This is a genomic window from Desulfosarcina cetonica JCM 12296 (genome assembly GCF_001311845.1).
Taxonomy (GTDB): Bacteria; Desulfobacterota; Desulfobacteria; order Desulfobacterales; family Desulfosarcinaceae; genus Desulfosarcina; species Desulfosarcina cetonica.
In genome coordinates this window covers 1-12,003 of record NZ_BBCC01000185.1, presented here as the reverse complement: position 1 = coordinate 12,003, position 12,003 = coordinate 1, and the positions used below count along the sequence as shown (strand labels likewise).

The 12,003-nt window shown below is 55.8% G+C and carries 15 protein-coding genes and 3 pseudogenes; 11 read left to right on the top strand and 7 right to left on the bottom strand.

Annotated elements, in window-relative coordinates; translation table 11 throughout:
• The 6 genes and pseudogenes from JCM12296_RS40360 to JCM12296_RS27545 form a co-directional block, all read left to right on the top strand.
• On the top strand, positions 1-322 hold a 322-nt coding region (locus tag JCM12296_RS40360; RefSeq protein WP_246804972.1), incomplete at its 5' end, for a zinc-binding dehydrogenase.
• A 418-nt stretch (positions 323-740) separates the two neighbouring features.
• Positions 741-1,364 carry an alcohol dehydrogenase catalytic domain-containing protein gene (locus JCM12296_RS45925; protein WP_246804970.1) on the top strand — a complete coding sequence of 208 codons (624 nt, stop codon included), beginning with the start codon at positions 741-743 and terminating at the stop codon, positions 1,362-1,364.
• Positions 1,361-1,807: a zinc-binding dehydrogenase gene (locus JCM12296_RS45920; RefSeq protein ID WP_246804969.1), complete on the top strand. Its 447-nt coding sequence runs from the start codon at positions 1,361-1,363 to the stop codon at positions 1,805-1,807. Before JCM12296_RS45925 ends, JCM12296_RS45920 begins: the two co-directional genes overlap by 4 nt.
• Before the next feature lie 66 nt (positions 1,808-1,873).
• Positions 1,874-2,236, top strand: a pseudogene (locus JCM12296_RS50920) (MBL fold metallo-hydrolase); the annotation flags it as partial.
• Positions 2,237-2,277: 41 nt separating this feature from the next.
• Positions 2,278-2,823 (top strand): MBL fold metallo-hydrolase, encoded by a 546-nt coding sequence (locus JCM12296_RS45915; protein ID WP_054699852.1) that lies wholly within the window; start codon positions 2,278-2,280, stop codon positions 2,821-2,823.
• Positions 2,824-3,109: 286 nt separating this feature from the next.
• Positions 3,110-3,940 (top strand): annotated as a pseudogene (locus JCM12296_RS27545) (NAD(P)-dependent oxidoreductase); the annotation flags it as partial.
• A gap of 43 nt (positions 3,941-3,983) precedes the next feature.
• On the opposite strand, the gene JCM12296_RS27540 reads toward JCM12296_RS27545, so the two are convergent.
• Both JCM12296_RS27540 and JCM12296_RS48265 read right to left on the bottom strand, forming a co-directional pair.
• A complete protein-coding gene (locus tag JCM12296_RS27540) occupies positions 3,984-4,352 on the bottom strand; it encodes a dihydrofolate reductase family protein (RefSeq protein WP_172684142.1) in 369 nt (122 codons plus the stop codon).
• 5 nt (positions 4,353-4,357) lie between these two features.
• Complete coding sequence (locus tag JCM12296_RS48265) at positions 4,358-4,486, bottom strand: hypothetical protein (protein WP_281492175.1); 129 nt, start codon at positions 4,484-4,486, stop codon at positions 4,358-4,360.
• Positions 4,487-4,747: 261 nt separating this feature from the next.
• On the opposite strand from JCM12296_RS48265, the gene JCM12296_RS27535 reads away from it, so the two are divergent.
• Together JCM12296_RS27535 and JCM12296_RS27530 are read left to right on the top strand one after the other, a co-directional pair.
• Entirely contained in the window at positions 4,748-5,815 is a 1,068-nt protein-coding gene (locus tag JCM12296_RS27535) for an HDOD domain-containing protein (RefSeq protein WP_054699843.1), read from the top strand.
• Between the two features lie 49 nt (positions 5,816-5,864).
• Complete coding sequence (locus tag JCM12296_RS27530; protein ID WP_054699841.1) at positions 5,865-6,254, top strand: helix-turn-helix domain-containing protein; 390 nt, start codon at positions 5,865-5,867, stop codon at positions 6,252-6,254.
• 225 nt (positions 6,255-6,479) lie between these two features.
• Here the strand turns inward: JCM12296_RS27530 and hpf are convergent, their stop codons facing one another.
• Both hpf and JCM12296_RS48260 read right to left on the bottom strand, forming a co-directional pair.
• Entirely contained in the window at positions 6,480-6,779 is a 300-nt protein-coding gene (gene hpf, locus JCM12296_RS27525; protein WP_054699839.1) for a ribosome hibernation-promoting factor, HPF/YfiA family, read from the bottom strand.
• Between the two features lie 233 nt (positions 6,780-7,012).
• The gene (locus JCM12296_RS48260; RefSeq protein WP_054699838.1) at positions 7,013-7,819 is read right to left on the bottom strand and encodes a DnaJ domain-containing protein; all 807 of its coding nucleotides are present in this window, start codon (positions 7,817-7,819) and stop codon (positions 7,013-7,015) included.
• Positions 7,820-7,987: 168 nt separating this feature from the next.
• Here JCM12296_RS48260 and JCM12296_RS42635 point away from each other — a divergent pair, with 168 nt between their 5' ends.
• The 3 genes from JCM12296_RS42635 to JCM12296_RS27505 are packed head-to-tail and all read left to right on the top strand — an operon-like array spanning position 7,988 to position 9,944.
• On the top strand, positions 7,988-8,167 hold the full coding sequence (locus JCM12296_RS42635) for a hypothetical protein (protein WP_054699836.1): 180 nt from the start codon (positions 7,988-7,990) through the stop codon (positions 8,165-8,167).
• Positions 8,158-9,645, top strand: a complete 1,488-nt coding sequence (locus JCM12296_RS42630; protein WP_054699834.1) for a glycosyltransferase — start codon at positions 8,158-8,160, stop codon at positions 9,643-9,645. Before JCM12296_RS42635 ends, JCM12296_RS42630 begins: the two co-directional genes overlap by 10 nt.
• Positions 9,642-9,944, top strand: a complete 303-nt coding sequence (locus JCM12296_RS27505; RefSeq protein ID WP_054699832.1) for a hypothetical protein — start codon at positions 9,642-9,644, stop codon at positions 9,942-9,944. Before JCM12296_RS42630 ends, JCM12296_RS27505 begins: the two co-directional genes overlap by 4 nt.
• A 107-nt stretch (positions 9,945-10,051) precedes the next feature.
• On the opposite strand, the gene JCM12296_RS45895 is transcribed toward JCM12296_RS27505, so the two are convergent.
• The 3 genes and pseudogenes from JCM12296_RS45895 to speD all read right to left on the bottom strand — a co-directional run bounded on the left by JCM12296_RS45895 (position 10,052) and on the right by speD (position 11,392).
• Positions 10,052-10,228, bottom strand: a complete 177-nt coding sequence (locus tag JCM12296_RS45895) for a hypothetical protein (protein ID WP_246804965.1) — start codon at positions 10,226-10,228, stop codon at positions 10,052-10,054.
• A gap of 27 nt (positions 10,229-10,255) precedes the next feature.
• A pseudogene (speE, locus tag JCM12296_RS27500) lies at positions 10,256-10,911 on the bottom strand (polyamine aminopropyltransferase); the annotation flags it as partial.
• Positions 10,901-11,392, bottom strand: a complete 492-nt coding sequence (speD, locus tag JCM12296_RS27495) for an adenosylmethionine decarboxylase (RefSeq protein WP_054699831.1) — start codon at positions 11,390-11,392, stop codon at positions 10,901-10,903. The gene speD and the pseudogene speE, both read right to left, overlap by 11 nt.
• Positions 11,393-12,003: the final 611 nt, after the last annotated feature.

Below are 12,003 nucleotides of genomic sequence, written 5' to 3'. Positions count from 1 at the left end.
CGCAGATGGCGCTCGACGCTGCCTGCGCGTGATTCGCCCGGGCGGCGTAATCGTCAATATCGGCATCCACAGCGATGGTGACGCGATCAGTATTCTCGTTTGCGGACGGCAGACAAGGGCCAGCGAGGTGACGATTCGCAGTATTCTGTGCCCCGGCGGCAAGGAACGGATGTCGCGCCTGATGCGGCTGATCGCCAACCGGCGTGTGGACCCGACGCGCATGACGACGCATGTCTTCCCCTTCAACCAGCTGGACCGGGCGTTCGCGTTGATGTCTACTAAGGAGGAGGGGGTAATCAAGCCCCTGATCCGGTTTGGTTAGCGTCTGTGTAAAACCCCGGCTAAGGCCCGCTACCGGTGTTGGAAAATGACTCGAAATGCTCACATATTAACCTATATGCTCCGCTTTCGAGCCGTTTTCCGCCTTGTTATCGGGCCTGATCCAGCGTTTTACACAGACGCTTGGAGCATTCATTTTAGCTGTAGTATGGGAGAATTTCCCATTGGGGAAGGGTTTCCCCGCATTACAAAATGAGGAGTTTCCCGGATTTACTTTCTTTTGACTTCCACGATATACAGGTCGTGAAGGGTAGCTATCCCATGTCAATCGTTTGCGATAATGGAAGACCATCGCCTCATCGATGTTCGATGAAGTATTTCGGGCGCAGGCAGAAAAGTAGTATCAGATCTTGCCTGTCTCCGCGCCTTTACAGAAGAACATAACGACCGGGAGGTTCACGATGACAGCTACGATGAAGACCTTTGTAATGAAGAGAATCGGCGAAGTCGGCTTCATGGAGAAACCCATTCCTGCCGATCCGGGACCCAACGACGCGATTATCAAGACCACGACCGCTTTGGTGTGCACCTCTGATGTGCATACGGTGAAAGGTGCGATCGGCGAACGCCACGACCATACCCTGGGACACGAAGCCTGCGGAATCGTCGACCGCGTGGGCAGCGCCGTCACCTTGTTCAAACCCGGCGACCGCATTGTGGTCAATGCGATTACGCCCTGTTACAAATGCCATAATTGCCAGCGCGGATTTACTTCGCAATGCACCGAGCCGCTGGGCGGCTGGAAGTTCGCCAACATCAAGGACGGCAGTTTCGCCGAGTATTTCCATGTGAACGATGCGGATGCCAATCTGACCCTGATTCCCAGCGATGTGTCCGATGAGGCCGCCTGCTACACCACCGATATGATGTCCACCGGATTCAAGGGCGCCGAGAATGCCAATATCGTCTTGGGCGGCAGCGCGGTGGTTTTCGGTGCCGGGCCGGTGGGCCAGATGACCGCCGTGGGCGCCCGGTTGCTGGGCGCGGCCTGGTCATCGTCGTTGACAACGTTCCCGACCGGTTGAAGCTTGCCGAGGCGTACGGCGCCGATGTGACGATCAATTACAACGACGTCGATGCCGTCGCGGAAATCATGAACCTCACCAATGGCGAGGGCGTGGATTCGGCCATGGAATCGGTGGGGGCGCAAATCCCGTTTGAGAATTGCATCAAGGTGACCCGGCCGGGGGGCACCATTTCGAATGTCGGTTACCATGGAGAAGGCGAATACATCAATATCCCGCGCCTGGAATGGGGCGTGGGGATGGCGGAGAAAACGATCAAGACCCTGCTTTGCCCTGGAGGAAGCGAGCGAATGACCCGTTTGATTCGCCTCATCCAGACGGGACGCGTCGATCCCACCAAACTGACGACCCATCATTTCAGCTTCAATGAAGTAGAAAAGGCGTTCTGGATGATGGACAGCAAGGAAGACAATGTCATCAAACCGGTGATTCATTTTGAGTAGCCCATAGCATTACCCATCAGGAAAAAAGTACTTTATCAACCGGTTGAAACCTGCCTGTCCGTCGGGATGGTCGCGGACAGGCAGGTTTTAGGCTGGCGGAAAGATTGGAGAAGTCAAGTGCGTGTTGATATTCCCGGTTTCATCGATGATCGGATTCTGATGTTCGGTAGTCGTCAGGTGACCTCCTATCTGGTGATGGGGAAGTGTTATGCCTGGATCGGCGGTGGCACGGCCTGGGGGGTGCATAGGCTGGAAGAACAGCTCGATCGGTTTCGCATCGACCGAAGCCGCATCCGCTATCTGGTGGTGTCTCACGCCCATCATGATCATTGCGGGGCAGTACCCTATCTGTGCCGGAAATACCCCTGGATGGAAGTCGTTGCCTCCACATACAGCGCCTACCTGCTGACCCGGGAAAAACCGGTGCGGCTGATGAGGGAGATTAACGCACGCACCTGGACCGGTTGGGGATGGACCACACCCATGACGGCATTCCCCTGGATTTCGCCGACATCCACGTTGCCCACGGCATGGGCGATGGCGACCGTCTCGACCTGGGCGATGGACTTAGCCTGCAGTTTTTCAATACACCGGGGCATTCGCGATGCTCCCTGTCGGTCTACCTGCCGGAGCGCCGGATTCTTTTTCCGGGCGATGCCGTTCCATTTCCCGAACGCGGCCGGAACGAACTGACGGTGACGGCGAATCACGACTATCCAGATTACCTGTCAAGTCTGGAGAAATTACGTCCGCTCTCCATCAAGATGGTAGCCTACGAGCATTGCGGCATGCTCAACGGCAACGATGCAAAGCAAATCGTAAGCCGCGGCCTGGCTGCCTCGCTAAAGCAGCGGGAGAGGATCCGGACCCGGTTTCGGGAACTTGGCGATGCGAAACGGCTTGTGGACGAGACGGTGGCCAAGTATCAAACCGTCGATCTGTTCCGCCTCCTGTCCGTCGATGTGCTGCGACCGATTATTCGCCGGATGGTTCTCAGTGCGATCGATGAGCGATAAAGCCCCTTTCCGATTCTACAGATAACGATTCAGATGGATTGCGATCTCTGACGATCGTTTCCGCCCGCATGGGGGTACCCCCTGGCATTCGTGCGCCCTCCGCCAACCGACCCAAAGGCATCCGCCATATCCCATTCGAAAACCGGAAAGCGGTTGAATTGTATTTAGTCCGCGATTCGGCTATAAGCATGCCGATGCTTTCAAAATACGGACAAGGATAGCGAGGTATTTCAATGACCATCCAAAAAATCGGTTGGATCGGCACCGGCGTCATGGGCGCATCCATGTGTGGTCATCTGCTGGCAGCCGGGCATCCATTGACGATCTACAATCGCAGTCGCGAAAAGGCGCAAGCCTTATCGACCGGGGCGCCATCTGGGCGGAAACCCCCAAGGCCGTGGCTCAAGGCAGCGATCTCGTCTTTAGCATGGTGGGGTTCCCGGAAGATGTCCAAGAGGTCATCCTGGGTACCGAGGGCGTTCTGGTCGGCGCCAAAGCCGGCGACACCGTCGTTGACATGACCACCTCCAGCCCGGACCTGGCCCGGATCATTTACCGGGCCTGCACGGCCAAAGGGGTCCATGCCCTGGATGCACCGGTTTCCGGTGGGGATGTGGGCGCGCGGGAAGCCACGTTGGCCATCATGGTGGGCGGTGATGGCCCTGTTTTCGACGCCGTCCGGCCGCTGCTGGAAACCATGGGCAAGACCATTGCCCATATGGGGGATGCCGGGGCCGGCCAGCACACCAAAATGACCAATCAGATCCTGATTGCCGGCACCATGATCGGCGTCGTGGAATCCCTGCTTTACGCCCAGCGGGCCGGCATGGATGCGCATCAGGTGATTGATGTGATTGGACAGGGAGCGGCCAGTTCCTGGTCGATCAACAATCTGGGACGCCGGATTGTCGATGGCAACTTTGATCCCGGCTTCTTCATCAAGCATTTCGTCAAGGACATGGGGATTGCCTTGGACGAGGCACGCCGGATGCGTCTGGCCCTGCCGGGCCTTTCCCTGGTTCACCAATTCTATGTGGCCGCCATGGCCATGGGATGGGAAAATCTTGGCACGCAGGGGTTGTACCGGGTACTGGAAACGATGAATCAGACCAGCTAAGCTTGACGGTATCGGTCACACGGGCGGCTTGCGCCAGCCGGGCTCAATGCACGACCCCATAGCGCAGACACAAGGTGTTGTCGTCCAATGTCCAGAATCTTTTCAGCGTCAGTTTCAGGTCGACGCTGTCGGAAAAGATGGACAGGCCGGAGCCGAACGCGTAGGGGGATACGGTCAGGATCAATTCATCGAGCAACCCTTTTTGGGCAAAAAGCTGGTTGATCTTGGCGCCGCCGACAACCACGGCTTGCGTATATCCCTGGTCCGACAGATCGGCGAGAATCGCCTCGGGCGGATCCGCCGTGAAGACCAGGTCCGCAGAATCCGAGCACCGCGCCGGATTGCGCGTCATCACAACGGTCTTACGGCCGGGGAGGACACGTCCGATGATGTCGAAAGTGGTCGACCCCATGATCATCACCCCTGCTTTTTTGGTGACCTCGACATAGAAGCGCTTGTCGCTTTGCCGGTCCAATCGGGATAGTGGTCAGCGGATCGGGCAATCTTGCCATCCACGGTAATGGCGACCATCAAAATGACATGCATGGGAATTCATCCTGTGGGATGCGTTGGCGTTGAATCCTTTTCTCATAGCACAACCCTGTGCCAAATGAAAACAGGTTGCCGCCGGGCCGCATTTTGGGCGTCAAGTTTTTCGTGATGCTGTCGATGAATAGGACCAAACCGCTCAGACCTGACCGGTTGGCCAAAAAGATTTGAATCTGGCCATTTTTTCTTAAAACCGCTATAGTCAGTATTTAAAATAGACCTGCCCGGAGCTGCGAAGCAGCCGAGAAAGGTGTGTTCATGAGAATTGAATGCGAAAGCTGCGGCAAAACACTTGACCTTCCCGACAACCGCCTTCCATCGGGGAAAAAAGTGTCCTTCCCCTGCCCCGGCTGCAAATCGAAAATCACCATTGACCTTCGCGTCAAGACAGCGCCTGAACCCGAACCAGCCCGGGAACCGGCGGCGCCATCCGCCGGCAAAGTGGTGATCACGCCCATCGCCGAAAAATCCTCCGGGGAGCTGGAGGGTACCGATCTGCGGCGAAAGATTTTGGGCAGCATCAAGGATCTGCCGCCCATGCCCAAGGTTATCTACAAAGCCCGGGAGGTCATGGGCAATCCCATGTCCGGTTTCAAAGAAATCGCTGAAGTCATCGAAACGGACCAGGCCATCGCCGCCAAAGTCCTTCAAGTCGCCAATTCGGCCTACTACGGGCTCTCGGGGATGGTATCCTCGATCCATCAGGCAACGGTTGTTTTGGGCCATAAGACCTTGGAACAGCTGATCACCATGGTTTCGGCCACCAGCCTTTTGGGCAGCCGTTTAAAGGGATATCGCATGGGGGCCGGGAAATTATGGCAGCACTCCCTGGCCGTGGCGCTCTGCTCGCGCCTGATTGCCAAGGACCGGGCACCGGCCATGGAAAACGATGCCTTTTCCGTCGGACTGATTCATGATGCGGGCAAATTGGCGCTGGATCGCTATATCCTGGAACGTAGCGAACAGGTGGAAAAGGAGTTGAACGCGGGAGCTAGTTTTTTGGAGGTTGAAAAAAAGGTCCTGGGCTTCGACCATACCGAATTGGCCCTGGATCTTTGCACCAAATGGAATCTGCCTGAAAACCACGCCAGCGCCATGCGCTACCATCACGAACCCAGCGCATCCGATGGTAATCAGCTGGCCTATATCGTTCATACGGCCAATCATATCGCCCAGCAATGCGACATCTCCAAGACGATGGACGCGGCCCTGTACACCCTGGACCCGCAGGCCCTTGACTTTCTGGCGCTCGATGAAACCGATTTGGCCAACTATCAACAGGCGACCACAGAAGCCGTCAGCCAGATCACCCAGAACCTGATGTAAACGGCTACAAATGATACACAACAACGGGGTTGCAAAGGAATTTGACGATATGACCGACACACCCAAGACAATGACAACTGCTGAATATGCTGAAATTTCCGGCATGGCGGTATCCACCATTACCCAGATGCTGCGACAAGGAAAATTATGCGGGGAAAAACGTGGCGGCCGATGGGCGATTTTGATCAATGCCGATCCGCCCCAACCGGCGACGGAAAAAAAGGGGCAACCCGCTGCCATACCACCCGCGGCACCCAAGACGGAAGCCGTCCGCTATGATGTCGCAACGTTCTCAAAAATGACCTATTTAACTGAAAACGGCGTTCGTCAATGGCTAAAATCGGGACGTCTGACGGGTGGGGCCGGCGAGGATGGCCTGCCGGAAGTCGATGCGCTCAATCTGGAACGTCCCGATATGCGGCACTTGATCAGAAAATAGCGTTGCTGAACGCGTAAAAAGTCGTATTTCCGACGGATTCGTAAAAAGCCCGAGATCAAGGCTTGCGAATCCTGAGGAATGAGGCGTACTTAGCGTACGCCGCAGTGACGAAGGATACGCGTAACGCCGATATCGGGCTTTTTACGAATCCGTCAGCGTTCGCTGAAAATATAAACGCCTTCCCCTTTGGAGGAAGGCGTTCCATTTTAAATCGCATCGAAAGGGTTACGCCTCTGCACGATGTGACTGAGTCTTCTCTTTGCTTTTGATCAGCTGTTTCTTAGCCTTGTCCACAACTAGGTCGATGGCTTCGTTCCAGGCACTGCTCTCCTCTCTGGCATGAACATCGACGCCTTTGCCGCTAAGGTTGACATCCACGATTTTGCGCAGCTTTTCCTCTTGAAACACCACATCGGCGGTCCCGGGGGAAGTCATTATTTTATCAAGGCGTTCGAGTTTCTCTTCAAGGTAGGATTTCAGGTAATCCGAGGAGTCGACATTCTTAAAAGTGACCATTAGTTGCATAAAAGACCCTCCTTTCGCGGTTTCCCGGCCCGCTCACCACTCGTCAATACAATCCCCGCTCATCTTTTGGACCGGTGGGGAGGTTAGTCGTGCCCATCCAGAAACAGGCTCCATTCTGAACGGCACTAAGTACCATCGCTGATGCTCAATATCGGTGCAGAAGCCTCCTTTCAAGGTTCATGGGAAATGATCCACGCTTTGGGGGGAACTGTTTATTGTATATTTTGATTTTATCATCGGCGAAACGTCGAAACAATAAAATCCTTAGCTTTTTCCAACAGGGGTTTCTTAAATTTGACCTTCAGGTAGAGGTCACCGTCCTCGCCCCCATGCTTGCCTTCCACGCCCATCCGAGCGAGTCGGATCTGCTGGCCGTCCCGGGTGCCGGCCGGAATGGTCACCACCAGCTTTTTGGATCGCTGGCGATGAAAATAGGGGAACGGCCCGCCACTTTTCGCAAATTCCGGTGCCATGTGAATGGTATCGTAAATAGGGTCGCCTGTCTGGGGCAGACCGACGCCGGTGGCCTTTTGAAACAGGTAGCTGGCAAAGCGGCCCAATCGCGGCGGTACGCCACCCGCCATGGGCTTTCCGTGGCGCTTGCCGAATCGGCCCCGATAAAGGAACCCCCTGCCCGTGAGACCTTGGTCCTTCACGGTGAACTGCCGATACCCCGGCCCGTAAAAATCACTGAAAATTGAATCCACGCCACGAAGGCCGAACGAACGGGCCATTTCTTCAAAGATGTGCTGGATGTCGGACCCCTTGAAAATATCCTGCTCGGTGTAGGTGCTGCGGAAGCGACCATAGGCGTTTTCGCCGTACTGATGACGCAAGGTGTCATAGTCGCGCCTTTTCTCCGCGTTGGAGAGCACGGCATAGGCCTCATTGATCTTTTTCATCATCTCGGCACTGGACGGATCCTTTTCGTTGCGGTCGGGGTGGTATTTGAAGGCTAGTTCCCGGTAGGCATCCTTGATTTTTTTAGCATCCGCATTGCGGTCGATACCCAAGATCTGATAGTAGTCTTGCTGTGACATAATTCCTTGATTTCCCTCTATCGCGCTTTCAATCCCCACACGGTTGGCTGGGAAATAAAATAGTCATCATTTGGCCATTGGCGATATCGAAAAGCATCCTGTTGAAAAAAAGAGACATCCATAGAATACAAACCGTGAACAGGCAAGCGGAAACATGAGGAATGAACCATGGAAAACGAATTCATCGAAGCCCTGAAGCCAACACCCATCATCGATAGTGACGATCCCCATGTGATTGCCTTCACTCACCGTAGCGCCAAGGGTGCGGTCGATGACAAGGCGCGCGCGTCCGACTTTATTATGCCGTACGGGACGGAATCCGCTACGATCCCTACACCGTGGACCTGACGATCGCGGGCATGCGCGCCAGCACCACGCTTTCCGCCGGGCGTGCCTGGTGTGTTCCCAAAGCGGTGCTTTTGGCCGCTTGCTGCCGGGTACTGGGAATCCCGGCACGGTTAGGCTATGCCGACGTACGCAACCATCTGGCCACCGAACGGCTGAAACGCTTGATGAACACGGATGTGTTCTATTGGCACGGATACACGGATATCTTCATCGATGGGCGCTGGGTCAAGGCCACCCCGGCATTCAACATCGAATTGTGTCACCGTTTTCAGTTGAAACCCCTTGAATTCGATGGCAGCGCCGATTCCCTGTTCCACCCCTTTGACATGACCGGCCAGTTGCACATGGAATACATTCGCTATCATGGTACGTTTGCGGATGCCCCCCTGGACCGGATCAAGGCGTCCTTCGAAAAATACTATGGGTTGCTGCTCGCCGAAGAGCCGGTGGATTTTGAACGCGAAATCGTTGCCGAACAATCCCGGCAGTTCCGGTCAATGAGCGTCAAGCGCCCGCTCAAAATCCTGCATGTCCTCAGCCAGCGTCCGGATTCCACCGGCAGTGGCGTTTATGTCCAGGCCTTGCTGCGCGAAGCGGCCGGTAACGGCCATCGTAATTTTCTGGTGGCCGGCATCCAGGCCGGCTCTCCGCCGGAATTAACCTGCATCGATCCCAATGACTGCCGATTCGTCACGTTCAATGGGGGAGACATCCCTTTTACCATCACCGGCATGAGTGATGTCATGCCCTATGAGAGCACGCGGTTTGGCGACCTTTCATCGGCCCAGCACGATGCCTACGAGAAAGCGTTTTCGCGCCACCTTCAGGCGGCGGCAACGCTTTTCCAGCCAGATATCATCCACAGCCACCATCTCTGGCTCGTCACGGCCCTGACACGCCGGTTGTTTCCGCATATCCCCCTGGTGACGACCTGCCATGGGTCTGATTTACGGCAATTTCAGAACTGCCCCCACCTTCGTCAACGCATTCTTTCCGAATGCCGTGCGATAGACGCCGTCATGGCCCTGAGTCACGCTCAAAAACAGGACATTGTCCAATTGTATGGCATTTCCCCGGACCGCGTTCATGTCGTGGGGGCCGGATACAATGACCAACGCTTCACCCCGGCACCCAAGCCGCTCCCGGTTCCGGTCCAGGTGGTATATGCCGGAAAACTGAGTCATGCCAAGGGCGTTCCGTGGATGCTCGAGGCTCTGGCCGGCATCGATCAACCCGAATGGCATCTTCATCTGGTGGGAGGTGGCAGCGGTAGTGAAAAGGCGCATTGTCTGGCCCTGGCCGATCGTCTCGGAACACGCGTGACCATCCATGGCCCGGTTTCCCAGCAACGGCTGGCCGAAATCATGCAGTCATCCCATCTTTTCGTCTTGCCATCGCTATTTGAGGGGCTGCCCCTGGTGATTTTGGAAGCCCTGGCCAGCGGATGCCGCATCATTGCCACCGGGCTGCCGGGGTGAGTGAACTCCTCGGCGAGGTTCGGGCCGACTTTATCAAGCTCGTTCCCACCCCCCGCCTGCACGCGGTGGACAAACCCATCGCCGATGATGAAAGGGGGTTTGTCGACCATCTGACCACCGCCCTGCAGAGGCAGATCTCCGCAGCCCACCTGAATCCACAGATCGACCTCGCCATCATTGCCGACCGGATGGCCGCCTTCTCCTGGCGGGGCATTTTCGAAAAAATCGAAGCCATCTATCTGGCAAACTATCCGGCAAAGGCCAAATCAAAAGAAACAAATGGCGGGGAAAGCGCCTGAGGATAGGCGACGTCGCCAACGTGATCCATCGTCGCCATCCAGAAACAGGAAAGTTGGGTCGCGATCCAGGCGGGAAAAGGGATGCCGAGCAAAACGCACCACGGCCCCTACCCCTTGGGTTTGCCAATGGCGTCCAGAATATATTGCGGCAGCGCGAATGCCGCCCGGTGAAGTTCGGGGGTATAATAGCGCGCGGTAATGCCGCTGCGTGCAAAGCGCGCCCCGAGCGTTTCCCCATCTATTTGCCGCAGGTGAGGATTGTCGCTAGCCCAACCAAAGGTCATCGTCCCCCCCACATAGGTGGGCACCGCCGCATTGAAAAAATGCCAGTCCCGAAACAGACGACTGAAATAGGTCGCCGACATGCGCACCTCGTCCAGTTGCAAGAAGGCCACACCGTTCTGGGTGACCAGAATGCCCCCGGGCGCAGGCAGCGCCGGCAGGCGGCGTAATAGCGTTCGCTGAACAGAACTTCCGCCGGGCCCTCGGGATCGGTGCTGTCGGTGAGAATCACATCAAAACGCGCGTCGGTATGCTGCAGAAAATGCATGCCGTCGTCGATAACGACCGCTACCCGAGGATCGTCAAAGGCCCCTTGGGAATGATTGGGCAGATAACGGCGGCACAGATCGATCACCGATAAATCGATCTCCACCTGCACCACCCGCTGGATCTCCCGGTGGCGCAACACTTCCCGAAGCAGCCCGCCGTCTCCGCCGCCAATAATCAGCACCCGGCGAACGCCGCCGTGGGCCAGGATCGGTACGTGGGCCATCATCTCGTGATAGATAAACTCGTCGGCTTCGGTGGTCTGAACCACCCCGTCCAGGGCCAGCACCCGACCGCAATAGCGATTTTTGAAGATGATCAGGTGTTGATGGTCGGTTTTGGTCTCATACAGGGGCTCGTCGATGGAAAACACCTGATCCCAACCCGCACAGATGTCTTCACGGTATTCAGCTTTCATCGGATTGGCCTCGCAGGTGCTCCACGACCATTACCCGCTTGGGGTCGAATGCCGCCTTGAGTGCATCGACCGCCTTTTCGGGTTGCGTATCCCCGCACATGAAGATGTCGAACGCGGCAAAATCGTTTTCCGGCCAGGTATGGACACTGATGTGTGATTCAGCCAGCACGGCAACACCGGAAAGCCCGCCACTGGGTGAAAAGCGGTGCAGGTGGATATGCAAAAGGGTGGCGCCTGCCGCCTGCACGCATTGTTTGAGTACATTTTCCATCAGGGTCGGATTGTCCAGGGAGTGTGCCCCCCAGAAATCGAGAATCAGATGTTTACCGGCATAAACCGTGTCACCATCGCTGACAAAATGGTCCTTGGCAATATCCGTTGCCGTCTGGTCGGTATATTCAGGCCATTGCCGTTGATGCGCGGAGGCGTAATCGTTGAATTCCACAACATTGCTGCGCTGATATCTTGTTTGTTCGGCCATTGCGTCGCCCTTTCAGGTATCCAAACCGGCACCGAGGAAGAAGTGCCGAGATAAATCATCATCTTACGCGAACGCGGTACCGTTCCGAATGTTGGCATCAATGCCAACCGGCGAAACACCACGCAAGGGTATCGATCTACGTCAATGATTGGACTGTCGAAATTATTGGAGGATACGATCGACCGGACTGTGCAAAAGCATCTGGCGGTGGATATGCCGAAATTTCCTAAAGACGGTATTGGGCATGCTTAAAAGGGGGCTATTGAGGGCATACAGGCTGGTTCCCACAATCTCGGAATTTCTATCGTTGGGGGGAAAGGTTTTTTTGAAACCGGCCCAGCCAGGGGGTTTTGGAGGCCGACAAATCCAATCGGCGATGATTTTGATGACAGATCCATCTTCCATTCACAGTACCTCCATTTGTGAAAGGCCGCGTCCCGTGCGGCCATGATTTAAATCCCGTGATTATTATACAACGCGGTTCCGAGGGTCAAGGAAAAGTTAGCATTTCGTTAGGATGCGCCGAAAAGGAGCCAAACGGATCGTCGTGTGTGCATGGGCCCGGGACGCACGCATCCGGACAACACCGCCACATTCGTCAGCGTTGCCTT

What these genes read in the sequence shown, in the direction of transcription:
- JCM12296_RS45925 (WP_246804970.1), top strand. Translation starts at nt 741, where the DNA reads ATGACAGCTACGATGAAGACCTTTGTAATGAAGAGAATCGGCGAAGTC.
- JCM12296_RS27530 (WP_054699841.1), top strand. Translation starts at nt 5,865, where the DNA reads ATGACCGACACACCCAAGACAATGACAACTGCTGAATATGCTGAAATT.
- JCM12296_RS48265 (WP_281492175.1), bottom strand. Translation starts at nt 4,486, where the DNA reads ATGCATGTCATTTTGATGGTCGCCATTACCGTGGATGGCAAGATTGCC.
- JCM12296_RS45895 (WP_246804965.1), bottom strand. Translation starts at nt 10,228, where the DNA reads ATGACCTTTGGTTGGGCTAGCGACAATCCTCACCTGCGGCAAATAGAT.
- JCM12296_RS48260 (WP_054699838.1), bottom strand. Translation starts at nt 7,819, where the DNA reads ATGTCACAGCAAGACTACTATCAGATCTTGGGTATCGACCGCAATGCG.
- JCM12296_RS27535 (WP_054699843.1), top strand. Translation starts at nt 4,748, where the DNA reads ATGAGAATTGAATGCGAAAGCTGCGGCAAAACACTTGACCTTCCCGAC.
- JCM12296_RS42635 (WP_054699836.1), top strand. Translation starts at nt 7,988, where the DNA reads ATGGAAAACGAATTCATCGAAGCCCTGAAGCCAACACCCATCATCGAT.
- hpf (WP_054699839.1), bottom strand. Translation starts at nt 6,779, where the DNA reads ATGCAACTAATGGTCACTTTTAAGAATGTCGACTCCTCGGATTACCTG.
- speD (WP_054699831.1), bottom strand. Translation starts at nt 11,392, where the DNA reads ATGGCCGAACAAACAAGATATCAGCGCAGCAATGTTGTGGAATTCAAC.
- JCM12296_RS27540 (WP_172684142.1), bottom strand. Translation starts at nt 4,352, where the DNA reads ATGGGGTCGACCACTTTCGACATCATCGGACGTGTCCTCCCCGGCCGT.
- JCM12296_RS45915 (WP_054699852.1), top strand. Translation starts at nt 2,278, where the DNA reads ATGGACCACACCCATGACGGCATTCCCCTGGATTTCGCCGACATCCAC.